Here is a 26,108-nt window from a genome sequence, read left to right on the forward strand (position 1 = left end):
TTCTTATATCAAAATCTAAAGTACTTAATCCAAATAACCTTGATAATTAGAGGCCGAATTAAGAATTTCCATTCCCTTTTGAATTTCAGAATTAGTAGCTTTATAATACGTATAAAGCCCTTCTCTGTAAAAATATCGTTTAACGATTTCGTCTGATAATAACGCTAATAATTCAGTTTTATTAGCATCAATAGCTTGAGTTTTATATGTATTTAAAGCATTTAATAAATCTTCATAATCTGAATCAATAGCAGTACCGATTTTCTCTTCTTTAGCAACTAAAAATGCCTCAGCAAAGGCTATTTCTGCCTTAGTTTCGAAATTAAAATTATTATTTTTTAAGAAATTTTTAAACCCAGAAAATTCTGAATCTGGTAATTCAAATTGTGTGACATCAGCTGGTTCAGGATGACTGTAATAGTAGTCTGTTGCGTATTTGAAAATTAAATTTTCAGCTAAAATCGCGCTTGTAATTGGGCTTTGTTTCGAAGCTTCTAATTCTAAATCTGGTTGCACACCACCACCATCATAAACAGTTCTTCCTTTTTTAGTTTTAAAGGCATTATAATTTTCTCGCTTTGTTCTAGTGGCTTTACCATTTTCATCTCTATTCCAATAATCTAACGCTTGAATACAACGACCAGAAGGCGTATAATAGCGTGAAATAGTAACTTTTATTTGTGTCCCATAGATTAATGGTTTTGGACGTTGAACCAATCCTTTTCCAAAACTTCGAGTACCTATAACCACAGCTCGATCTAAATCCTGAAGTGCGCCAGCAACAATTTCACTTGCAGAAGCACTACTTCCATCGATAAGCACTACAACAGGGATGTCAAGATCTTCAGGTTCTTTTTGAGTATAATAGGTTTTATTATATTTCTTTACTTTTGATTTTGTTGTTACTACCAATTGATCTTTCGGAACAAAAATATTTGTGACATTAACAGCCTCTGTTAATAAACCACCTGGATTTCCTCTAAGATCTAAAATAAGTTGCTTAGCACCTTGATTTTTTAACGCTCTAACTGCGCTTTTGGTTTCTCCTGAGGCTTTACGTGTAAATTTTCTAAGAACGATATAACCAGTTTCCTCATCAATCATTGAGAAATGCGGCACTGCATTTATTTCTACAGCCTCACGTTTTATAGTTGTTGTTTCTGTTTTCCCTTGTCTTTTATAAGTCAATTTAACTTCAGAGCCTGCAGCACCTTGAAGTAGGTTTCCAGCATCATCTTTAAAATCTGCAACCACTACATTATCTACCTTAATTATTTCATCACCAGCTTTTAAACCAGCTTTATCAGCCGCATAATCTTTATATGGCTCAACAATAACTAACTTATCTTTAAGCGTTAATACATTAGCACCAATTCCTGTATAATCTCCAGAATTATTAATTCTTGAGGCCTCAACATCTTGTTCATTATAATAATTGGTGTAAGGATCTAAATCTGCAAGCATGCTTTTAATTGCTGTATCCATTAAATCACCAGGATTGGTATCATCAACATAATTCATGTTGAGCTCTTTAAACACGGTTGTGAAGATTTCAATTTGTTTAGCAATTTCAAAAAAATCGCTCTTAAAAGCGGTTCCTCCAAAAAATATGGCGACCATTAGTAGCGGAATGAGAAGTCGTTTATGTAGTATTCTTTTCATTATTTTCGGCATTTAGTTTTGGGACACTTTTTTAGAAAAAGTATCTAAAAGTTGTTTCATTTTGGTTTCTATGGAATCAAAATCTGTTCCATCTTTACTAATGTACAAAATCATAAACGCATAAGACCCCAAAATGTTGTTAAAATATATGGTTTTATTAAGCCTGTAGGCTTCCCGAAGTAAGCGTTTGATACGATTTCTATCCACTGCATTTTTAAAATTTCGTTTACTCACTGAGACACCTGTTTTAAATTGCACACCATCTTCAAACTCCGTTTTTAAATACACCATTCGAAGCGGAAAAGCAGACACGGATTTTCCTTCAGAAAATAGTTGTTCAATCAACTTCTGACTTTTTAGTTTTTCTTTTTTTGAGTATGAAAACGACATTTAATGCTTTTGAACCTCAAGTTTGGATGTTGCAGCCAAGATACTAAAAGCACACTAAAACCAAACATTTGTTATAATTTATTATAAAACTGGACTTAGTGCTTTTTTTCTATGGACAGATGGTTATTTTCGTGATTCAAATCTGCCATTAAACCTGACACATCAATTTGAACTGATTCAACAGTTTTTGAAGCCTCAAAAGTATAAGTTGGAAACACCCAAGCCCAATCTTTAAGTAGTGTTGCAGAGGTTGGTTTTTCACCTCGCATTTGTCGTAACGCAATGTAAAAATTCTCAGATGTTCCATCTAAATAAGTCACAGTAACATCCAATGGCATTGGCATAAGTCCAATACGCTCTAAAGTAATTGTTTTTTTATCAATGCTCCTGACGGCATAATCAATAGTGTTTGTGGTTTGTGTAAAATCAATTAAATACCAATCAAGTTCAAGTCCTGAAACTTTTTCAGCCGTACGAATAATATCAATTGGTTTGGGATGTTTAAACACAAAATCAGCGAAATACTTTTTAATGGTTTTACTTAAATTATCTTCACCAATGATATAGCCTAATTGCGCTAGAAATACACAACCTTTATGATAAGAAGCAGCACTATAATTACTATTTAATTCATACTTATCTGCATACGTAGTTTGTGGTTCCTCTAGACCAGAGCTGGCTGTTTCTAAATATCGCTTATATGATTTCTCCCAAGGATTAGTTTTATTTTCGTTATAAAAGTCGTCCATTGCCTTGTATTCAATATAGGTTGCAAAACCCTCATCCATCCACTCGTGTTTGGCTTCATTACTCGCTAATAAAAACTGAAACCAAGTATGTGCCATTTCGTGTGATACAGTAGACCTAAACATGCTTTCAAGTTCAGCTTCACCTCTAATAAATGTACACATTCCATATTCCATACCTGCATCACCTCCTTGTATTATGGAGTATTGTTTATAAGGATAGATCCCAACTAAATCACTAAAATATCGCATTAATTTAGCGGCTTTGGGTTGAAGCTGCTTCCAATTATCTATTTTTTCTGGAGCCATTGTGTTCTTATAGAAGAAATGAAGTAATGGACCATTTTCAACTTTTAAGGTATCGTGATTGTAGTCTGGATCTGCAGCCCAAGTAAAATCATGAACATTTGGTGCTAAAAAGTGCCAGGTAAGCTTATCACCATCTGTTTCAATGGTTTTTGAAGCATAACCATGGCCAATTTCATTCGCATTTTGTAGATAGCCAGTTCCGCCAATTATGTAATCCTTATCAATAGTGATTTTTACATCGTAATTACCCCAAACGCTGTAAAATTCTCTGCCAATGTATGAATACGCATGCCAACCCTCATCATCATATTCTGCAAGTTTTGGATACCATTGCGACATAGATAAAGCGACACCTTCTTTATTATTTCTTCCTGATCGACGAGTTTGAACTGGCACTTGTCCACTAAAAAGCATATCGAATTGTACCTGTTCTCCTGGTTGAATAGGCTGATTTAGTTTCACTTCTAATATAGTACCTACAACTTCATAACGCAGTGATTTACCATTTTGAAGCAATGAATTTACGTTTATATAACCTATTTCATTAGGTTTTAAATTAGCAATTTTACTTTCATAAATAGGATTTTCTTTTTCACCAACATTGTTCACTAAACGAAGACTTGGATCTGCAATAGTAAGTGATCTCACATCCATTTCACTTCCAGGTTGAAACGCATTAAAGTACAAGTGATAAAAGACCTTATGTAAGACATCGGGTGAGTTGTTTGTGTAAACAATATTTTGTTTTCCATTAAACTGATATGTCGTGACATCCATGTTAATTTCCATAACATAGTCGGCTTGTTGTTGCCAATAGTTATCTGTTTTATAAACCATTTGCGGCATTTGAGCTAATGCTTTTGAAGCAAAAAGAGAAAAACAAAGTATTAAAACAAAGACATGTTTCATAAGTAGGGATTATAGATAAGAGTTATTGATTTGACATTTTTGCAGCCATAATTAGTGCGTTATACGCATTAACAATTTTTCCTGACTTTGAGATTTTAGTAAGGTTTTTTATAGTTCCTGATTTACCAACGATTACCTTGGCGTTTATTGGTAACCCAGAATCCATAATAATTTGTTTTACTTGAGATGCAGTTAATTTCGGGAATTGAGATCGAATTAAAGCAGCAACACCAGTTACATTTGGTGCAGACATTGATGTCCCATTTTGTAGTTTGTATTCGTTTTCAGGTAATGCTGAATAAATTTCAGAACCTGGAGCAAATATATCAACGTTAATTTTTCCGTAGTTAGAATAGTCGGCCACCATACTTGAACCATACCTAGGCGTAAGTGCACCAACGGTAATAAAATTATCAGCTACTTCTTGTCCAGAGGTATTTACATCATTGGGATAATTTTCATGTTCATCAATATCATGCGCATCATTTCCAGAACCATGAACAATAAGTACGTCTTTAGAAGCAGCATAAACTATAGCATCATGTACCCAATTACTATTAGGTGAAAACGATTTACCAAAACTCATGTTAATGATTTTTGCGCCATTATCTGCTGCATAACGAATAGCTAAAGCGACGTCTTTATCGTACTCATCACCATTTGGTGTAGAACGAATTGCCATAAGTTTAGCGTTATTGGCAACACCTTTTATACCTATATTGTTATTGCGTTCAGCTAAAATGATACCGCTTACATGAGTTCCGTGACTTTCGGTTTTTACCGTAGGTCTTGGGTTATTATTACCATAGCCAATATCTGTTATATCATACGGATTATCACCAGTTTTTCTGCCTTTGAAACTTTTATTTAAGTGATAATCTAATCGTGTATTAATAGTTACTAAATCACCTTCAACAGCTTCTTTAAAAGACTCAACACTATCATAATTATCTAGACTAAAGATATAACTCACTAATCCAATTGCGTCTAGAAGGGCCTTGTTTTCGGTTTTAATAGTAGAGACATCTTCTTTAGTGTAATCTTTCTTTTTTAAATGGTTTGAGACTGCTTTATCTGCTTCGATAACATCTTGTAACAATTGTGAAGATTGTATTTTAAGCTGGGAATACTTTTGAAATTCTAAACTGTATTCCCTTTCTGCATCAACATAACGTGGATTGCTTCGATCACCTGAAGCTAATAGCCTGACATATTCAAATTGTTCATAATATGTATCACCAATAAAATTCCAGCCATGAATATCATCTACATAACCATTGTTATCATCATCTTGTCCGTTGTTGGGAATTTCATCTGTATTTGTCCACAATACATCATTTAAATCTTCATGATCAATATCAGTTGCAGAATCAATTACTGCTACTATTACAGATTTTCCTTTTTTACTTTTTATGATTTCTGTATATGCTTTTTCAACACTCATTCCTGGTATTGTGTCATTAACTAAATCTAAATGGGACCATGTTTTTAATTCGATTTCTGTTAATGGTGATTCTTTTAAAGGCGAATGATCTATATTTTCAACAGGTGTAGAAATAATACCTGAGGAGCTTCCGCAGCTAAAAAGTAGTAATGCAAAGCAAAATTGGAAAGCAAAAGATCTTATGTTGTTTTTCATATTAATTAAAAATATCATTTGTAGTGTAGACATCTTGAAGTCTAACACCCTTTTCAGTATGCTGAACTGTAATAATTTCGTTGTGTGCATCGTGTTCTAAAAACAGATAATAATTGTGATCTGCCGCTAAGTTTAGAAATTTATCTTTTTCATCTAATGTTAGCAGTGGTCTAGTATCATAACCCATTACAAACGGAATCGGTAAGTGCCCAGCAGTAGGCAATAAATCTGCCATAAAACAAATAGTTTTTCCTTTATATTGAATCATTGGAATCATTTGTTTTTCGGTATGACCATTGGCAAAAAAGATATCGAAACCTAATTCTGAATTTTTTAGTACATCTAATTCTGGAAGTGATGTGAATTTTAATTGTCCGCTTTCTTCCATTGGTAAAATGTTTTCTTTTAAAAAAGATGCTTTTTCGCGTTTATTAGGTTTTGTAGCCCAATCCCAATGATTTTTATTGCTCCAAAATTGTGCGTTTTTAAAAGCAGGTTCATAACCTGTTCTATCTTTATTCCATTGTATACTTCCACCACAATGATCAAAATGTAAATGGGTCATAAAGACATCGGTAATGTCATCACGATGAAAACCATGAGCCTTAAGAGAACTGTCAATAGTATCATTTCCCCAAAGGAAATAATAACCAAAAAACTTATCACTTTGTTTATTTCCCATTCCTGTATCAATTAAAATCAATCGCTTTCCATCTTCAATTAACAAGCATCGAGCTGCAATATCAATCATGTTATTAGCATCAGCAGGATTGGTTCTTGACCAAAGAGATTTTGGCACAACACCAAACATGGCTCCACCATCAAGTTTAAAATTACCAGCGTTTATTGGATATAAATTCATAATTGCAAATTAGTAAATATGGTTTTGAACACGATAAGTTTTAGGAGTTTATTAAGATATAACACCTTTTAAGCGCTTTCCGAAATCTAAAAGCGCTTTTATTTCTTTCGTGCTTGCTAAACGTTGCTTACTAAAAATAAGCAAGCTGTTTCCATTGGATTCTATATGGTAATACGGATTACTTTCAAAAAAATGTATTAAATCATCATTAAATAATGCTTTAATAGCCGCTCTGTCTTCGCCCACTAAATGAAAACGTTTAGAAAAGTCTTGATGATGATCAAAATTGATATCGGAAAATCCTGCTAAAGCATAAACCTTATCAATTAAACTTTCTCTATCAAGTGTGAATACAGGAATAGTTGTATTTAAGGCAATATGAAGCATTGAAGTTCTAATGACTTCTTTAGCTATAAATTCGCCTTCAGAAAATTCAATATCAAATAATTTATAGTCTTTATCTTTTTCAATTAATTCATTATAAATATGATTGATTTGCTTCACTTTAAAAAACAGAAAAGGATCTAAAAAACCAGTGTCTTTGTTTTTTTCTGCGCTGTAGATCAGTCCGTAATCATTTGCAATGGTTTCAAGGTTTTCTTGCCTTCCAGTTAAATTATAACCAAAGAGTTTAGGCACTGCAACTATTTTTCTAAGTGCAAAAGGGTGTTTTGAATCGGCATCATGCATGTCTAAACCAATAATATCAAAATGACCTCCCTTTTTGGTAAATGTGCTTTGATAATTATTAAGGTTTTCCATAACTGTATGATCAACAAAATCACACAATGAGAAATCTACAATTACATCATTTTCTTCTGGAATAGCATCAAGTTTTTGTTTTAATCTGTAAAAATTGGCGAAGGTGCAAAAATGCTTAACACTTACATAATAGTTAGATTTTTCGTCATCCTCTCTAAACATTAATACGTTTGGTTTTACCCAATTTCTTAAAAATAAAGCGATATTTTTATTAATGATGATGTGGATGAAAATTGTAATAATTACACCAGCAGATATTCCAGAAATTAATCCGAATTTTAGGGTTGTTAGAAGCGTGACAAAAAAGATAATAAGTTGTTCTTTACCTACTGAAAAAATCTTTTTTATTAGATCTGGAGACGCCAACTTATAGCCAGTGTATACTAATATAGCCATTAATGCTGGCAACGGAATCCTTGTCAATTGAGTACTAAACAATACGATAAAAATCACAAGAAAAATCGCATGAGAAAAGTTTGAAGAACGATTAGTACCACCATTATTAACATTCACAGAGCTTCTTGCAATAACAGTTACAACATTTAAACCACCTAAAAACCCACTTCCAATGGTTCCTATTCCAAGAGCTTTTAAGTCTCGGTTTACATTAGAACGTCTTTTTTCTGGATCTAATTTATCTACAGCTTTTATACTTAACAACGATTCTATACTAGCAATTAAAGTTAGTGACAAGACACTACCCCAAAACGCTAAGCTACCAACCCCTTTGAAGGATATCTTAGGTAGTTCTGTTGTAATTTCAGAAAATGAAGGTATTGCTGGAATCATATAATCTTTAGCAATTGGGTTATTTTCGTGTAGTACCAATTCAAAATAATAACTAAAACCAACCGACAAAAGAACGATCCACATTGGAGCCGGAATCAGTTGTAAATATTTGTTTCTGATTTTAGAGTAGAAAACCATTATCAAAAGACTTATAACTCCTGCGCCTGCAGCGTAAATTAACCCGGTATTTTCGTAATGTAAGGCATCATTAATCGTATAGGGAATTTCAATAAGATAATCTATAGTGTTTTCTCTAGAAATCTTATGGCCAAACATGATATGAAACTGCTTGCCTAAAATGATTAAACCAATGGCAGCAAGCATGCCTTGAATGGCTGATGAAGGAAAGAAATCTGCTAAATTCCCCAAACGCAAAAAACCAAGCAGCATGAGTAAGGCACCAGAACAAATAATAGCCGCATAAGCTGTTTCTAAACCAAGAGTGGTAATAGCAACTAATGTCACACCAACTAATCCATTTCCTGGTCCAGAAATGGTGACATGACTTCCACCTAATATTGATACAATAATTCCACCAACAATAGCAGTAATCACACCAGCTATTGCTGGAGCATCACTTGCCATAGCAAGACCTAAACCAAGAGGCAAGGCAATTAAACTCACTACAAATCCAGAAAAGATGTTTTTTGGAAGTTGCTTAAAAAAGAGTGATATGTTATTCTTTTTTGGCGTCATCTAATTATTAATACATCTGTTGGTAATTCTGATAAAATATACTCAATATCATGTGGAAATAAACGATCTAAAAAACTTGTTTTTAATGGCGCATTCATGACCAATAAATCGGCTCTTACAAATTGAGCATAATGACCTATACTATAGCCTCTTTTGCCAAAAATAGATTGTGTTTTTGTTTGTAGTCCTGTTTTAAAATGATCTGGAACTTCAGAAATAATTTGTTTCACACGAGAGTCTTCCCGTCTTTTTATGCGTTCCTTCATAATTGCAGATTTTCTAAGGGATTTATCATCATCAACACTTACAGCTACTTCTTGTTTTGTGATTTCTTCAACGATAGTAATTTTTTTGGATTGCAATTTATAGGACACATAAAAAGCTGTAGAAACAGTTTGTTTTGTCTTTGGGTCATTTAAGCCATTTACAACAATATGTTTACAGGGCACTCTTTCTACAGACGGCTTAATAAGTAATAAAATTGAACATTTGGCTTGGCGAGTAATTTTTCTAGCAATAGTCCCTAAATAATATTGTACAAAATTTTCTTTTTGTAAAGCACCTAATATTAATAAACTTACTTTTTTCTCTTCAGATATAGATAATATGACATCAACCGGATCACCAGTTTTAAACACAATCTCGTAGTTGAGGCTTTGATCTATGAATGTTGCTAAAATCTCTTGAAGCTTCTGCTCTTTTTCTGAAGATGTTTCTCCTACATGAATAAGCACTAATTTACTCTCAAAAAAAAGAGACAGCCTTGCTGCTTCGTAAATATTTGCTTTTAGGTTAGGAGAAAACGCAACCCCTATTCCAATAGTATTAAAATTAGTTTTTGTCAAGTGCTATTACAATCAATTTCGATGGTAAGTTAGTATTTTTTTTGAGCTTACTAAAGTAATAAGCCATGAAGGATGATTTTGTGGTTTCTTAAGTTGTTAAAATTGATTTACCTTTAGCTTTCAAAATTTTAGATACATGTTAGAATTAGCTGGAATTATCATCTTAGGCATATTAGCACAATGGGTAGCTTGGAAACTTAAAATACCTGCAATTCTTCCATTAATCCTTATCGGTTTACTTGTTGGACCAATTGCTGCAGAGTTTTTATCTGAAGATGGAACTAAATGGATAGAACCAATTTGGAATGGTGAAAAAGGTCTTTTTCCGGGAGAAGCACTTTATTATTTTGTGTCATTAGCGATTAGTATCATTTTATTCGAAGGTGGCCTAACTCTTAAACGTTCCGAAATTAAAAACGTTGGCCCAGTAATTACTAAGTTGATTACTTTGGGTTCTGCAGTAACATTTTTTGGGGCTGGAATTGTTGCACATTTCATTTTTAACTTAAGTTGGGATTTGTCATTCTTGTTTTCGGGTTTAATTATTGTAACTGGACCTACAGTAATTACACCTATTTTAAGAAATATCCCGCTTAAAAAAGATATTTCAACGGTTCTTAAGTGGGAAGGAATTTTAATTGATCCAATAGGAGCGCTAGTTGCCGTTTTGGTTTTTGAGTTTATTAGTGTCGAAGGAGATAGTGGTTTTACAAAGACCGCTTTGTTAGAGTTTGGGAAAATTATCCTTTTCGGTACGACCTTCGGATTCACATTTGCACACGCTTTAGCCTTCGCAATCAACAAAAAATTGATTCCACACTACTTATTAAATGTGGTGTCATTATCAACCGTATTATTAGTGTTTGTCGAATCGGAAGTTTTTGCCCACGAATCTGGGTTATTAGCAGTAGTTGTTATGGGAATGGTATTAGGAAACGGGAAATTAGAAAATATAAAAGAATTACTTTATTTTAAAGAATCGCTAAGTGTGCTTTTAATTTCCATTCTGTTTATTCTTCTTGCTGCCAATATAAATATTGAAGATTTAATGTTGTTATATACCTGGAAAACAGCTGCTTTGTTTGCAATCGTTGTCTTTGTAATTAGACCGCTGGCTGTGTTTATAAGTACTTCAGGATCCAAATTAAAACTCAATGAAAAACTTTTTGTAAGCTGGGTAGGACCACGTGGTATTGTAGCTGCTGGTATTGCTTCGCTATTTGGTAGTAAGCTTTTAAAACAAGGTGTTGAAGGTGCTGAATATATTACACCCTTAGTGTTTATGATTGTTCTGGGTACGGTATTGCTCAATGCAACAACAGCTCGCTTATTTGCTAAAATGGTTGGTGTGTTTTTAACGAAATCTGATGGGATTTTAATAGTTGGAGCTTCTAAAGTTTCACGACTATTAGGGCATTATTTAGAATCTAACGGAAGGCACGTGGTTCTTATTGATAGTAATCAAAACAACATTGATAAAGCTAATGAATTAGGATTGGAAGCACTTAATACTAATATTTATTCAGAAACCTTGACGGATAACATAGAATTAAATGATGTTGGATACCTAATGGCCATGACTGGGAATAGTGATATTAATAAGTATGCCATTAATAAGTTTTCTAAACAATTTGGGGAGAATGGATCATTTAGACTAGTAAGCACTATTGAAATGAATAACCCTGAAAACAACCCAAAAGAAGGTTTGTTTTCTCATACAGACGATTATAATCGCTTAACTGAAGTGACACGTAAATTTCCGTCCATACAAGAGATAGAAATTAATAATAAAGAACATTATGAAAATCTGATTCAAATCACGAATAGCGATAATGATATGATTCCCCTATTTTTTAAAGATGATGATTCCGAATTACACATTATCTCGTCGTATAATACGGAGGTTGAAAATATTGGAGAAAAATGTAAGCTTGTGTATTTAGGTAAACCTTTTGATGTTGAAGAGGTTGCTAACGAGGATTAAACAATTTAAACATGGCGCATAATGGTAAACCCTCACTTTACAGAAGCAAAGCAAGGGATCTCCACAAATTATGATTATTTAAAAGTAACCATAAGTTTTATCTAAAAGAAATCACCCATTAGGGTCTGGGCATCCATTAAATTCAGCTAAACCAGCTTGATTTGGGCATTCATCATTAACATCCTCAATGCCATCACCATCGGTATCAGGACAACCATTAAACTCAGGAAGTCCAGGCATTTCCGGACAAGCATCATCTTCGTCATAAATACCATCACCATCAGTGTCTTTTCCTCCAAATTTTATTGCTATGTTTCGACTTAAGTTTATTCTTGCAGTTGCTGTTATTGGGTTGTTTTTATTTACTGCGGCTGAATATAAATCTTCCGAAAACTTTGTTCCATTAGCTTCATATGTTGTGCTTAGATAAGAGAGAACCGGAACCTCAACACCAATAGAAACTTTATTACTAATTTTAAAGTTAACGCCTGTGTATGCGCTAACTCGATAACCAGAAACATCTTCTTCAAACCCAGAAAAGTCAAGTGAACCTTTTAGTAAAGATGCATTTACGCCATATATTAATTGCACTTCATTAAGCGGTGTTATGCAATCAAAATAACTAAACTTTACTCCAGCCTCCACAGTACTTTCATCAACATTCTCACTATTTCCATTTAGGTATTTCATAAAAGCACCAAGGTATCCTGCTCCTTTTCGATTTTGATCACCTCCTATAACTTTTGCTAAAAATTCCGCATTAAAACAAACAGATGTTTCGCTGTTCCCTTCGTTATCGCTCCAACCAAACCCAACGCCAGCACCAGCTGTATAATTTGCCCATCCTACACCATCACTAAACGTATCTCGAGCATCAAAATCTGAGCTAAGAGACCAGGGATTCCGAGTAATGTCATCATCATCTTGATCTAATGTTGCCAAATTGAAAAGGCCTTGGGCTTGCATTGTCATAAGTCCTCCTAAACAGATTAAGAGAATAGTTAAAATAAAAATGTTTGTTTTCATAATATGTGAATTTTGGTTGCTATATGTTTTTATAATTCTTGTTCTAATAGCTAAAAAAGGTCGGTTGGGTTTTTTTAAAACAAAGAGGTTTCAACCGAAGCTCAAGCCTCAATTACTATGCTTCAATTTATTTCCTTGATAATTTTATAACCGTCTTCTTATAATTATTTTTAATGGGTTATCCTTATTAATAAACAAAGAAGTTGCATCTGTTTTAAATTCTCCACCACCTTCAGGTTTAAATGTGTAGTTTTCAAAAATCAAAAAAGGAAATTGCGCACCAACTGACCAGTTTTCACTAACTCTAATGTTTACACCTCCATAGGCACAAAATACAGTTCCAGTAAAATCATCGTTAAACCCATTGTTTTCATTACTTCCAAAGGCATAATTAGCCATTATTCCGGCGACAAATTGTGTTTCACCACTAGGAATCCCTGAAATATTATATTGAAGTTTTCCTCCAGCCATAGTCTTATTAGATTTAAAATCCCCAAAACTTGTGTTTTGATGCGAGACCTCCGCTCCTACGTACCAACCCTTATATTCACTTGAGTTTAACAGGTACAAATACTCAGCCGAAACACAAAAGGTGGTTTCATCAAAATCTTGACTAAAACCAGCACCAGCACCAAACCCAATAGTTTGAGCTGGCATGAGGTCATTTATACCTTCATCCTCATCGAGAGCAGTTTTCGTTGGTTCTTCTTCCATTTTAACTTCTTCAGGGCAGCACTCCATAGAGGTAATTTTAATCTTTGGATTAATCAGTTCTCCAAACGTAACCGTTGATGCTGTATATATTCCTTTAGTTGTTGCAACGTATTCTAAATATCCACTCTTTATTTCGTTATTACCTTTCTTTTTAGAGCAATCACATGATGTATAAACTTTAATCTTTAGTTCAGTCGTAATATTGGGATATTCAAACTTTATAATTTTTGCTCTAGGTTCCCATTCAATTCTACAATTTCCTGATAACTCCACTGTTGATGTAAAAAAGCCATCATTCAGAATTTTTTCTGATGTCGTCGTTTTTTTTAATAGACTATAAAAAATATTTAGACTTAAATTTTCTTTTTTAGTGAAACTACCAACATCTTTACCAGTTGTTTCAAGGACGAAATCTCCATAATTATTTGTATTACTAAATGCGTTTAAAGCTTTATCACTGATAGTTTTGAAATCGCCTTTATATTTTTCAAATTCATTTGACAACATATATTTTGGAACCGCAAACTCAGTAGCATAGTCTGTAGGCTTAATAAATGTGAGTTGGTTTCGTTTTACCTTCTTAATTACCGATTTTAGTACGTCATCAGCCATACTTGTAAATTGATCTGTTGGACATTTTAAATTGGAATTCGTTTTTTGTTCTAGTTTAGCCTCTTGGACTAATTTAATATAGACTTGATCCATGTTATTAGCTTGAATTTTATAGTCATCATCAGTAACCTCATAACCATCCATGGGTTTTTGTTCTTGTGCAATGAGTAGAAATGGAGTTATGACTAATAGCCAAACTAGTACAGCTGTTCTTTTTATGGTTTTCATAATATGTGAATTTTGGTTGATATATGATTTTATAATTCCTGTTCTGAAAGTGAAAAAAGGCCGGTCGGGTTTTTTTAAAACAAAGAGGTTTCAACCGAAGCCAAAACCTCTCCTGTTTAAGACCAATTCCAAATAATCAATTTTAAAAACTGTGTCTCATAACTATCCTTGATTTTAGCTTAAAAGCCAAATCGCAAATAAGCCATTATAATATTGTTTTTGTTTAATCCAAATGAGGTATTACTAACATCAATTTCTCCACCATCATATTTGTATGTTTCATTCCATAGATTAAAAACAGGTGCTTCAAGACCCAAAGAAAGGTTGTTTTCAAAGTTTAGGTTTAAACCCACTACTGCAGAGCCTCCTGTTACAGTTACATCATCTTTAGCCATTGAAAACTCTCTTTGACCACTTCCGGCATAGAGATCAATTCCATAGACAGCCTGAAGCCTTTTAGAAGGTATAACATGATCAAAATATCGACCTCTTAGTCCTCCTCGAATAAGGCTTTCATCAACATTGTCTGAACTTGAAGAATTATAGTTTCCAAAGATTCCTCCATACAGCGCTCCATTATCGTCTCCAAAAAAATTATACATTAATTCCGCTCCAAAGCAAAATGAAGAAGTTGTAAAGTCCTCGCTTGTGTTTGAACCATATCCAGCACTTCCTCCAGCATAAAACTGTTCCCATTCATCTTCAACAGAATCTATAGAAGACGGAGTCACGGTTAAATTAGATCTATGTATTGGCGCACAAGAAAAGCTTGTTGCAATAATTGCTAACATTATATAGGTTAGCGGGTTTGAAAAAAAAGTTTTTGTTTTCATAATAAGGGTTTTTAAATTTATTTTTTATCGCTTAGAATTTGCAAAAGTGTAAACCAAAGAAAAAGCAAGAATGTTATTCTTGTTTATTAATCCCCAAGTCGTATTATCTTTTATTTCAATTCCACTATACTTTCTAATTTGTTCTTGGTAATTGAGCACGCTGGTTTGTATCATAAATGACCATTGAGGTGATATTAGAATTTGAAATCCGACAATTAAACCAACAACAAGCCTAGTGAAGTCTGTTTTAAATCCATCATTGAATTTTTCACTTCCAAAGCCATACCTTCCAAATATGCCATACAGAAATTTTACTTGTTGGTATCGTTTTACAAGTGCCGCAAACATTAATAATTTTAAGGTGACATCTAATATGTTGGCGGTAAAATTATCCCCATTTATACTATTATATCCTGCACCTAATGCTGCATATATGGCAGAGTTGGTAAAGAGGGCGAGCCTTAAATAGTACTCTGCATGAATACACCAAAGCGTTTCAAATTCAGTAAACCCAAATCCAACTCCAAAAGCTACCATACTTAGCGCATAAGCAACAGCATTTACTTGTGCATCATTTTGAGTAATACTTTTAGGGGCATTTTCAACACTATAATCTAATTCATAATCATCAATATTGACTTCATACGATTTAAGGTCTATTGTTTGTGAAGATATTGAGGCAATATCTAAGTCTTGAAAAGTGATTTCATTCTCATATAAATTTTGAGACTGCAATTGTGTAGCGCTATTTATTAAAAAGAACGCAAATGTCATTAAAAAAAGAAGTTTTGTTTTCATAGTATAAAGGATTGGTTAATATCTATCTAGAGTTTAATTTTATTAACGCAAAAAGCATGATAAATTCTCGCTTCTTTTGCTCGGATTTTTATATTTGACTTTGCTTCAAATTCCCAAGAATCTGGTTCATTTTGAGGCGCTTCTTCATCTCTACTAAATAAGCGAGTTGAACACGTTTTATCTTTACATTTTGTATTGCCTTCGCACCAAACAAAACCCTTGCTGTACAAGACTTTCTTTTTAGAGGCATTACAAAATGTATAGCCATCTAAAATGACAATTGCTTTTTTATTAAAAGACATATGTATACTTTTTACCACAATTAATAGGAATTGAAATAATTAGGATGTGATGAAATTACAAGGCAATGATTGTGAAGACTTTAAGTATTTCGATAAATGCTATTAGTAATGTTGCATAGGTAGTATATTACATACACTATTATTGCAAATTGACAATAAACAAATGTTTTAGTTGCTGATTTTTAGTTACTTACGCATTTCGTTTGGTGCAAAGCCAAATTCTTCCTTAAACGCTCTGCTAAACCAGCCAGGACTATTAAAACCTGTTTGATATGCGATTTCAGATATAGTAAATTCTGAATTCTGAAGTATTGTTTTGGCTTTTTGAAGGCGTACTCTTCTAATAAAAACTGCCGTAGATGCGTCAGTAGTTGCTTTTAATTTTCTATATAATTGCGATTCACTTAAGTTTAATTCTCTTGATAATCGCATGGAATTAAAAGATGCATCATCCATATGTTGCTCAATATAAAACAAGACTTTATTCATAAATGCCGCATCTTTATCTTCAAGATTTTTATTTGGAATTGCGTCCCAAGAGGAAGCGCTCGAATATTTCTGATACAGTAAAGTTCTTAGTTTAATCAGTTCCTGTATTCTCACAAATAGTTCTGCTTTATTAAATGGTTTTGTAATAAACGCATCAGCACCATTTGAAAGTCCCCTTATTTTATCTTGCTCTGAAGCTTTAGCGGTTAGCAGAATTATTGGGATATGAGAAGTTCTTTCATCATTTTTAAGCGCTTTACATAATTCAAATCCATTTTTCTCAGGCATCATAATATCACTAATTACAACATCTGGTATATGTTCTATTGCTTTTTCAATCCCTATTTCGCCGTTAATTGCTGAAATGATATTGTAGTGGTTTTCTAATGATGTTTGTAGCAAATTTAAAATATCTTTATTGTCATCAACAATTAAAACGATGGCCTTTTCATTTGAAGTAATCGCACCAGTTTCAATGGTGTAATCTTCATTGGACTGAGACGTAATTAGTGCATCTAGTAATTGTTCTTTTAATGTTTCTTTTGGAGCGTTATTTGTGATTGGTAACTTAATGTTAAATGAAGTACCTACATATATTTCACTTTCAACAAGAATTTCACCTTGCATTAAATGCACTAGTTCTTTAGTAAGTGTTAAACCAATACCAGAGCCTTCTTCTGTATATTCACTCGTGTTTTCAACTTGGTAAAAACGATCAAAAATTGAGGCAAGATGTTCTTTTGCAATACCTTTTCCTGAGTCTTTAACCTTAATTGTAATGATATTTTCTTCAGTTTTTAAGTGGACAACAATTTGATCATTTATCTCACAGTTTTTTATTGCGTTACTTAAAAGATTGCTCATAATCTTTTGAATAGCATTAGCATCAAAATCACAAATGAGCTCTTTTTCTTCCGTGTAAAAAGTTAGCTTTATATCCTTTGATTCTGCATATGATGAAAAATGAGCAACAATGTGTTTTAAACACCATACCAAATCAGCTTGTATAGGTTTTAATGTCAGTTTTTGCTTATCGATTTTAGCGAGATCTAACATTTGATTTACCAACTTGAGAACCGCGTTACTATTATGTTCAATAGTTTTTAACGATTTTACAGAGTGGTCATCTTTTAATTTTTGAAAATTTTCACTTAAGTTTGATGTGATGCCTTTAATAACAGTTAAAGGCGTTCGAAATTCATGGGTTATATTAGTATAAAGCTTGGTTTTTAAAGCGTCAAGTTCTTTCAGCTTTTGAGTTTGTTGTTCTTGTAACTTTTTTTGGAGTTGAAAATAGTATAATGCATAAACGAATGACAAAAACAATAGTGTATAAATTGTATATGCTAAATATGTTTTCCACCATGGAGGAGTTACTTGTAGAGTTAATTGTAATGGCTCAGAACTCCAAATTTCTCCTCTGGTTTTTCCTTGAACCAAAAGCGTATAATCTCCAGAACTCATGTTTAAAAACTGAATTTCTTTACGTTGTTGAAGATCATTCCATTCGGCATCATTCGGTAATAGTTTATAGACGTAACTATTATTTTTTTGAGGATTAAAATCTAAGTCTGAAAATTCTAAATAGAACGGAAATTGATTGTACGCCAATTTTATTTCTGAGCTTTTATCTTTATTTGTTTTAATAAGGGCTTCAAAATAATGGTTGACATCATCAATTTTTACATTGGTAAAAGTTAACATTCCATTGTTGTCTAATTGACTCACATCATATGGATTAAAAAAATTATATCCATTGGTTCCTCCAAAATAAAGTAGACCATTTGCGTCTTTAAAACTTGCTCCTAAATTAAATTCATTTCCTTGTAATCCATCATTCTCATTATAGTTTAAAAACTGTTCTGTAGTGGTATTAAAACTAAAAAGACCAGCGTTTGTTGATAACCACAAAAGCCCAGATTCATCTTGTTCAATTGCATAAACAACACCGTTTGTTAGTCCGTGTTCCTCATTATATACTTTAAAAGAATTTGTATTTGGAATGTATTTATTTATGCCATTAAGTGTTCCAACCCAAAAAGTTTTGTCGGCATCTTCAAACAAACTTAATACAGTATTGTTACTAATTGAATTTGAGTTACCGTCTTCATTTTTAAACCAAGTAAAATTAGGATTATCAGATCCTGAAGCATCAAATTGTAAACGATTAAGTCCATTTTCAGTACCAATCCAATACGTATTGGAATTGTCTTTATAAAAGACGTAGTTTACATTTGTGCTTATACTATTTCTGTTTTTGGGATTGTTTTTAAACTGTTGAAATTTAAAATCTCGGGTGTCAATATCTCCAATAAATCGATGAATTCCTCCACCTAAAGTTGCTATCCAAACATCTCCATTAGTATCAGCATGAATATTCCTAACTTTTAGGTTACTTAGACTTAATGAATCGACATGATGTTTATTTATGGTAATAAATTCCGGATCGGTTGGATTAAAATCAGTTAGTTTGGTTGCTACTACACCTTTTTGAGTCCCAATCCATAATTGGTTTTTAGCGTCAATAGCAATACTTCGCACAGTGTTATGTGGAAAGTTATTATAATAAAATGTCTTATTATCATTTATTAAATGCAATCCATCTAATGTACCAACCCAAAGACCGTGTTGACTTTTAGCAAACGTATATACATGTTCATTTTGTAAGGTGTTTTTTTGAGGTTTATTTTTTTGAACCAATTTAAAGACAAGATCTTTTAACATGGCTTGGTACAGTTTGTCACCTCCTAGCCATAAAAATTCATCTTCGACGAATACGCAATTTATTCTATTGGTTGACAAACCAGTTTCTTCAGTAGTTCTGGTATCAAATAATCTGGTTTGTAAAAAAGAATTGTTGTTTATGTCGAAATTATTACACCAGATAAACCCAGAATCTGTTGCTAAAAATAATTCATTGTTTTTTGAAATGATATCGAATACAGCAATAGGTTTATTGCTATTTAGGTTAATTGAATTTATCTGACTTGTGTTTTGATTCAAATGATATAAACCATAATCTGTACCTATCCACAATCCATTTTTTGATTCAAAAAAAGAATGAATTTTTAAATTGTTAAATTCGGAATTTAATTTTTTAAAATTGAATTCCGAATCTGAAATTGTAGAATAGTAAATATCTCCATCACGTGTGCCAATCCATACGTTATTTTTTACAATTTTTAATGCGGTAATATTTGCTGGAGTATGTTCAAAAAAAGAAACCTTCGATGCATTAATAGTATTTTTAGAAACGGTAATTGTCACTAAACCTTGATCTAAGAATGTCGCTAAAATGGTTCCATTATTATCTAAGGAAAGTTTATTACAATGTGCATTATTCGGTAAATTTGGAATTTTAACCTTAGTGAAAACATCAGTTTTTGGAGCGTAATAACACAATCCGTTATTTTTTGTTGCTATCCAAATATTTCCATTTTGATCTTCAGCTAAATCATTTATAAAATTTCCCGAAATACTTTCTGGGTCCTTTTTTTGAGATTTATAAACCTTAAATGAGTGCCCATCAAATCGATTTAATCCATCTTGAGTACCTAACCACAAAAACCCATTACTATCTTTTAAAATCGTATTAATTGTTTCTTGAGACAACCCCTTTTCAACACCATATTTAAAAAAATCTAATTGCTGTGCATTAACAGGTGATGTTATTGAAAAAACAAAACATAATATAAGAGGTATTGATTTTAGAATAGTTAATCTAAAACTCATGTAATATAAAGGTTGGTTGATATAAATGTACAAAAAAACCGAAGGGAAATACTTCGGTTTATGTTATAAAATCTACTTGTAAGATTAATCGTTCAGTTTTAAAACAGCCATAAATGCCTGTTGAGGAATTTCAACATTACCCACTTGTCTCATACGTTTTTTACCTTTTTTCTGCTTTTCTAAAAGCTTACGTTTACGTGAAATATCTCCACCATAACATTTAGCAGTTACATCTTTACGCAAGGCTTTAATAGTTTCACGAGAGATGATTTTTGCGCCAATTGCAGCCTGAATAGGAATATCAAACTGTTGTCTTGGAATTAATTCTTTTAGTTTCTCACACATTTTTTTACCAATGTGCTGTGCATTATCAGCATGGATTAAAGCGGAAAGCGCGTCAACAGGTTGAGCGTTTAATAAAATATCTAAGCGCACTAATTTTGACACCTTCATTCCAATTGGTGAGTAATCAAACGATGCATATCCCTTAGACACTGTTTTTAAGCGATCGTAAAAGTCAAAAACAATTTCAGCAAGAGGCATTTCAAATGTTAATTCAACGCGTTCTGTGGTTAAATAGGTTTGGTTTAAAACAATACCTCGTTTTTCAATACAAAGTGACATTACATTACCAACAAAATCAGATTTTGTAATTATAGTAGCCTTAATAAAAGGCTCTTCAACTCGATTCACCGTTGTGGGTTCTGGTAAATCTGATGGATTGTTTACAATGAAAGCTTCGTCCGGATTTTTATTTGTATATGCATGGTATGACACGTTTGGAACTGTTGTTATCACAGTCATATCGAACTCACGCTCTAAACGTTCTTGAATAATTTCCATGTGAAGCATACCTAAGAATCCACAACGAAAACCAAAACCTAGAGCAGCAGAACTTTCAGGTTGAAACACCAACGAAGCATCATTTAATTGTAATTTCTCCATGGAGTTACGAAGCTCTTCGTAATCCTCAGTGTCAACAGGGTAAATACCAGCAAAAACCATAGGTTTTACATCTTCAAATCCTTCAACAATATTAGTTGTTGGGTTTGCAAAATCTGTAATGGTATCACCAACTTTAACTTCTTTAGCAGTTTTAATTCCAGTAATTAAATAGCCTACATCACCAGCTTTTACACTTTTTTTTGGAACCTGATTCAATTTTAATGTACCAACTTCGTCTGCATAATATTCTTTGTCTGTAGCGACAAATTTAATTTTTTGACCTTTTTTAATTTCACCATTAAAGACTCTAAAATAGGTTTCAATACCTCTAAACGTATTGTAAACCGAATCAAAGATTAAGGCTTGCAATGGTGCTTCAGGATCTCCTATGGGAGCTGGAACACGTTCAATAATAGCTTTCAAAATATTATCAACTCCAAACCCTGTTTTACCACTTGCGTGAATTACTTCTTCAGGATCACAACCCAAAAGGTCAACAATATCATCGGTTACTTCCTCAGGATTTGCACTAGGTAAATCAACCTTGTTAAGTACCGGAATGATTTCTAAATCATTTTCTAAGGCAAGATATAAGTTAGATATGGTTTGTGCTTGAATACTTTGGGCTGCATCAACAATTAATAAAGCACCTTCACACGCAGCAATAGAACGCGACACTTCATAAGAAAAGTCAACGTGACCAGGCGTATCAATAAGATTGAGTACATACTCTTGTCCTTCAAAGGTATAATCCATTTGAATCGCGTGTGATTTAATAGTAATACCTCGTTCGCGCTCCAAATCCATACTATCTAATAGCTGGTCTTGTTTTTCACGTGCTGTAACAGAGCCTGTAAAATCGAGTAAACGATCAGCTAGGGTACTTTTTCCGTGGTCAATATGCGCAATAATGCAAAAATTTCTGATGTACTTCATAAATCAAATCTCCTTTAAAAGATGCTGCAAATATAATTGATTTCTAACGCATAAAATGATATAAATGTTTACAAAAACTCTAAGAAGTAGGTAAAAACCGTAAATACTATTTAAAAACAAATGTTATATTGCATTTCAAAACCCTAATTAAATTTGAAATCCCTACTCATTTTTACATTTTTAATGTTATGCTCCATAGTGAGCTTTGGGCAGGGTTTATCTATTTCCGGAACCATAATCGATGCCGAAAACCTCCCAATTGAATTTGCTAATGTCATTGTATTAAGCGAAGACGAGAGTGAAATTTTAAAAGGGACTTCAACAGACCATGAAGGATATTTCAATATTCTAAATTTAGAAGCCAAATCCTATATCATTAAAATAACCTACATAGGTTTTGAAGATTTTAATCAAAAAATCATTCTTAAAGGCAACTTAGATTTACAAACAATTCAACTTAATCAAGTTTCTGAAAGCCTTGATGAAGTGAGTATTCTCGTAAAAAAACCAACCGTAAAACGAGAAGCTGATCGATTGGTGTTTACTATAGAAAAGACTGCTTTGGTCGAAGGTAATATGCTACAAGTTTTGAAAAGTACACCTGGTGTTTTGGTTATAGGTGATGAAATTACAGTTAAAAATTCTAATCCAACAGTTTATATTAACAACAGAAAAGTCAATTTGTCATCGGAAGATTTGAATCAATTATTAACGGGCTCTTCTGCAAATGCTATAAAGTCTGTTGAGGTGATAACAAATCCTTCAGCGCGATATGATGCCGAAAGTGGAGTGGTTATAAATATTGTGATGAGTAAAAATCTCATAACGGGATACAGAGGAAGTGTTTTTACCAATTTCACACAAGCTGTTTTTCCTAGATATACTGCTGGAACAAGTCATTTTTTTAAAAATGAAGATATCAGTCTAAATGTAAATTATAGTTATTCTAAAGATAAATTGAATAGGGAAGGAGATGACACTGTTAACTTCTTAGATAATTCTAATAATCTCGATCAAAGTTGGCGTTCATTTACAAATAGAAACACGTGGTCTGAAACTCATAATCTTAATGCAAATTTTGATTACTTTATTAATGAAAAGAACACCTTAAGTTTATCTTCTAATGCTTTGTTTTTGCCTTATTATAAATATAAAATTGCCAATAACACAGTAATTAACGAAGCAAATGGCGATTTTTCATCTCGATTTACGGCAGATAATTTATCAAGAGACAATAAATATAACCTCGCTTTTGATGTAGATTTTAATCACAATTTCACAAAAGGGGTATTGGATGTAAATGCGCATTACACCGCGTATAATTACGAGAGAAATCAAGGTGTGATAAGTAACTTTTTTGATATGAATAATGCGTTTGAATATACAAATGCTTTTAATACACATAACAATCAAAGCACTAATATTTTTGCGGGAAAAATAGATTATAGTTTACCCTTAAATGAGTCTTCAAATTTTGAAACAGGTCTTAAGGTTTCTAGTACGAACACGGAAAGTGACATCAAGCAATTTGACGTCGATATTAGCACGGGAAATGAAACGATTGATGTTTTAAATTCTGACGCCTTTAATTATGACGAACAGATTTATGCAGCTTATGCAAACTACGATAGAAGTACTGAAAAATGGAGTATTAATGCTGGTTTACGTGTTGAACAGACCAATATAGAAGGTGTTTCACCCTTAACGAATATTAGCAACACACAAGATTATTTAGAGTGGTTTCCGAATGCAAGTTTGCTGTATAATATGTCTGATGATTATAATGTATATCTTAATTATAAGCGAAGTATTGCTAGACCAAGTTATGCGTCTTTAAATCCGTTTAGATTTTTCTTAAATGATAACTACGTGGTTTCTGGAAACCCGTTTTTAGTCCCAACGTTTAACGATCATGTTGTATTAGGTACTAGTATAACAGACTTTTTTACATTTGAGGCCTATTATAAAAATTATGATGGTGCTATATCAGAAATTCCTAGGCAGAATAATGACACAAATGTTATTGAATATATATTTGTGAATTTTGATAAATCTGTTGAATTTGGATTCGATTTCATTACCAATTTTGAAGTCACAGATCGATGGTCAATTTATGCAGTGACATCTTTTTATAACTATGAAGAAGAAACCAATTTAGGTCAAGGTTTTGTGAGAAGAGATCAGTGGTCTAATTATTCAGAATTTCAAAATGATTTTACATTATTAAAAGACAATAGCTTAAATATTAGTTTTGCTTTAACCTGGGTTGGAAAGAGTTTACAAGGATTTCAAACTGTTGAAGACAGGTTAATTTCAGATTTAGCTATTTCTAAAACTATATTAAATAAAAAAGGAATAATCTCGCTTTCTGTAAGTGATTTATTTAATACACATGATTTTGATTATAGAACTCAATACCAAAATCAATTTAGTTTCGGTCATGCAGATATTGATGATCGATATGTGAGACTGGGTTTCAGATATAAATTCGGAAACACTAAACTAAACAGCAATGCTCGTGCAATTGATACTGAAGAGCGCGAACGATTAGAAAAGAAAACAAACTAAACTATTTCAATGTCATTCCGACAATAGGAGGAATCTAAATTTAGTGATTGTTAATACTAGATTCCTCAGTCATTTTTCCTTCTGAATGACAACGTATTCTTGAATGTCATTCAGAGTGAAACGAAGAATCTCTTAGTCTTGCCATTCGGCAATAAACAAATTCGTATCACGTCCACCTCCATTATTACGATTTGATGAAAACGCTAAATACTTTCCATCGTTTGAAAACACAGGAAATGCATCAAAAGTTTCTCCATGAGTTACACGTTCTAGATTTTTACCATCCAAATCAATTAAGTATAAATTAAACGGAAAACCACGTTCGGCTTCAAAGTTAGAAGAGAATAAAATTTTCTTTCCCGAAGGATGAAAAAACGGACTCCAATTAGCATTTCCTAAATCGGTTAGTTGACGCAAGTCACTTCCATCTGCATTACAAATGTATAATTCCATTTCTGTTGGTTCTACTAAACCTTCAGCTAGTAAATCTTTGTATTCTTTAATTTCTTGTTCTGTTTTTGGTCGTGATGAACGAAAAATCAATTTTGTTCCGTCAGGTGAGAAGAAAGCACCTCCATCATAACCCAATTCGTGAGTAATTTGTTTTACATCAGATCCATCAATATTCATAGTATACAATTCTAAATCACCACTTCTTGTCGACGTAAAGACAATTTTATCGCCTTTTGGAGATACTGTTGGTTCTGCATCATAACCCACTTCGTTCGTTAATTGCTTCACGATATTGCCTTCTAAGTCAGCCACAAAAATGTCGTAGCTATCATAAATTGGCCAGATGTATTTTCCATTTTTACGTAAAGGTGTGTCTGGACATTCATCTTGCTTTAAATGTGTAGAGGCATAAATAATATGTTTGTTATCAGGAAGGAAATAAGCACAAGTAGTTCGTCCTTTACCAGTGCTAATCATTGGAGGCTTGTTGTCTTTAAACGTCTCCTCAGCTTGCATTAAGAACATTTGGTCACATCCAACATTCCATTCTTTATAATTAGATTGAAAAACGAGTTGTTTATCATCAAAACTCCAATAGGCTTCGGCATTATCACCTCCAAAAGTCACTTGACGAATAGATTTAAAATGTTTTTCACCAGGATAAATTAGCGTATCCTTTATGGCTTCCGTAGTTTTAGTTTCAACTTCAGAATTTGTTTTAGTGTCGTTTTTGCAGCTTAAAAAAGCTAATATTAAAATGAGAAAGTATGTGTGTTTCATCTATTTACAATTTTTTAGTTTATTGAAAGTGAAGAACCTAAAAATTTCTGCACATTCAGGAATTCACATAAAAAATGTCATCATTCTAACGGAAATGTT

The 26,108-nt window shown here is 32.8% G+C and carries 16 protein-coding genes and 1 pseudogene; 2 read left to right on the top strand and 15 right to left on the bottom strand.

What is annotated here, in order from left to right:
* Window positions 1-24 precede the first annotated feature (24 nt).
* The 7 genes from VOI25_RS03045 to VOI25_RS03075 all read right to left on the bottom strand — a co-directional run bounded on the left by VOI25_RS03045 (window position 25) and on the right by VOI25_RS03075 (window position 9,609).
* On the bottom strand, window positions 25-1,662 hold the full coding sequence (locus VOI25_RS03045; RefSeq protein ID WP_323787481.1) for a S41 family peptidase: 1,638 nt from the start codon (window positions 1,660-1,662) through the stop codon (window positions 25-27).
* 12 nt (window positions 1,663-1,674) lie between these two features.
* Window positions 1,675-2,052, bottom strand: coding sequence for a ribonuclease P protein component (gene rnpA, locus VOI25_RS03050; protein WP_323787482.1), 378 nt, complete (start codon window positions 2,050-2,052; stop codon window positions 1,675-1,677).
* A gap of 95 nt (window positions 2,053-2,147) precedes the next feature.
* Window positions 2,148-4,016, bottom strand: coding sequence for a M1 family metallopeptidase (locus tag VOI25_RS03055; protein WP_323787483.1), 1,869 nt, complete (start codon window positions 4,014-4,016; stop codon window positions 2,148-2,150).
* 22 nt (window positions 4,017-4,038) lie between these two features.
* Entirely contained in the window at window positions 4,039-5,655 is a 1,617-nt protein-coding gene (locus VOI25_RS03060) for a S8 family peptidase (RefSeq protein ID WP_323787484.1), read from the bottom strand.
* Window position 5,656: 1 nt separating this feature from the next.
* Window positions 5,657-6,517, bottom strand: a complete 861-nt coding sequence (locus VOI25_RS03065) for an MBL fold metallo-hydrolase (protein WP_323787485.1) — start codon at window positions 6,515-6,517, stop codon at window positions 5,657-5,659.
* Between the two features lie 51 nt (window positions 6,518-6,568).
* The gene (locus tag VOI25_RS03070; RefSeq protein WP_323787486.1) at window positions 6,569-8,764 is read right to left on the bottom strand and encodes a SulP family inorganic anion transporter; all 2,196 of its coding nucleotides are present in this window, start codon (window positions 8,762-8,764) and stop codon (window positions 6,569-6,571) included.
* Window positions 8,761-9,609, bottom strand: coding sequence for a universal stress protein (locus VOI25_RS03075; protein ID WP_323787487.1), 849 nt, complete (start codon window positions 9,607-9,609; stop codon window positions 8,761-8,763). The genes VOI25_RS03070 and VOI25_RS03075 overlap by 4 nt, the downstream gene beginning before the upstream one ends.
* A 136-nt stretch (window positions 9,610-9,745) precedes the next feature.
* Here VOI25_RS03075 and VOI25_RS03080 point away from each other — a divergent pair, with 136 nt between their 5' ends.
* Complete coding sequence (locus VOI25_RS03080) at window positions 9,746-11,593, top strand: cation:proton antiporter (RefSeq protein WP_323787488.1); 1,848 nt, start codon at window positions 9,746-9,748, stop codon at window positions 11,591-11,593.
* A gap of 114 nt (window positions 11,594-11,707) precedes the next feature.
* On the opposite strand, the pseudogene VOI25_RS03085 reads toward VOI25_RS03080, so the two are convergent.
* The 7 genes and pseudogenes from VOI25_RS03085 to lepA all read right to left on the bottom strand — a co-directional run.
* Window positions 11,708-11,899 (bottom strand): annotated as a pseudogene (locus tag VOI25_RS03085) (thrombospondin type 3 repeat-containing protein); the annotation flags it as partial.
* A gap of 864 nt (window positions 11,900-12,763) precedes the next feature.
* Complete coding sequence (locus VOI25_RS03090) at window positions 12,764-14,173, bottom strand: hypothetical protein (RefSeq protein WP_323787489.1); 1,410 nt, start codon at window positions 14,171-14,173, stop codon at window positions 12,764-12,766.
* A 179-nt stretch (window positions 14,174-14,352) separates the two neighbouring features.
* The gene (locus VOI25_RS03095) at window positions 14,353-15,006 is read right to left on the bottom strand and encodes a hypothetical protein (RefSeq protein WP_323787490.1); all 654 of its coding nucleotides are present in this window, start codon (window positions 15,004-15,006) and stop codon (window positions 14,353-14,355) included.
* Window positions 15,007-15,030: 24 nt separating this feature from the next.
* The gene (locus tag VOI25_RS03100) at window positions 15,031-15,804 is read right to left on the bottom strand and encodes a hypothetical protein (RefSeq protein WP_323787492.1); all 774 of its coding nucleotides are present in this window, start codon (window positions 15,802-15,804) and stop codon (window positions 15,031-15,033) included.
* Window positions 15,805-15,830: 26 nt separating this feature from the next.
* Entirely contained in the window at window positions 15,831-16,106 is a 276-nt protein-coding gene (locus VOI25_RS03105) for a hypothetical protein (RefSeq protein WP_323787493.1), read from the bottom strand.
* A gap of 186 nt (window positions 16,107-16,292) precedes the next feature.
* Complete coding sequence (locus VOI25_RS03110) at window positions 16,293-20,327, bottom strand: two-component regulator propeller domain-containing protein (protein WP_323787494.1); 4,035 nt, start codon at window positions 20,325-20,327, stop codon at window positions 16,293-16,295.
* An 84-nt stretch (window positions 20,328-20,411) separates the two neighbouring features.
* The gene (gene lepA, locus VOI25_RS03115; RefSeq protein ID WP_323787495.1) at window positions 20,412-22,208 is read right to left on the bottom strand and encodes a translation elongation factor 4; all 1,797 of its coding nucleotides are present in this window, start codon (window positions 22,206-22,208) and stop codon (window positions 20,412-20,414) included.
* Window positions 22,209-22,361: 153 nt separating this feature from the next.
* On the opposite strand from lepA, the gene VOI25_RS03120 reads away from it, so the two are divergent.
* Window positions 22,362-24,776 (top strand): outer membrane beta-barrel family protein, encoded by a 2,415-nt coding sequence (locus tag VOI25_RS03120; protein ID WP_323787496.1) that lies wholly within the window; start codon window positions 22,362-22,364, stop codon window positions 24,774-24,776.
* Window positions 24,777-24,908: 132 nt separating this feature from the next.
* On the opposite strand, the gene VOI25_RS03125 is transcribed toward VOI25_RS03120, so the two are convergent.
* Window positions 24,909-26,009 (bottom strand): hypothetical protein, encoded by a 1,101-nt coding sequence (locus tag VOI25_RS03125; protein WP_323787497.1) that lies wholly within the window; start codon window positions 26,007-26,009, stop codon window positions 24,909-24,911.
* Window positions 26,010-26,108: the final 99 nt, after the last annotated feature.

This window comes from Psychroserpens sp. (genome assembly GCF_034670085.1).
Classification (GTDB): domain Bacteria; phylum Bacteroidota; class Bacteroidia; order Flavobacteriales; family Flavobacteriaceae; genus Psychroserpens.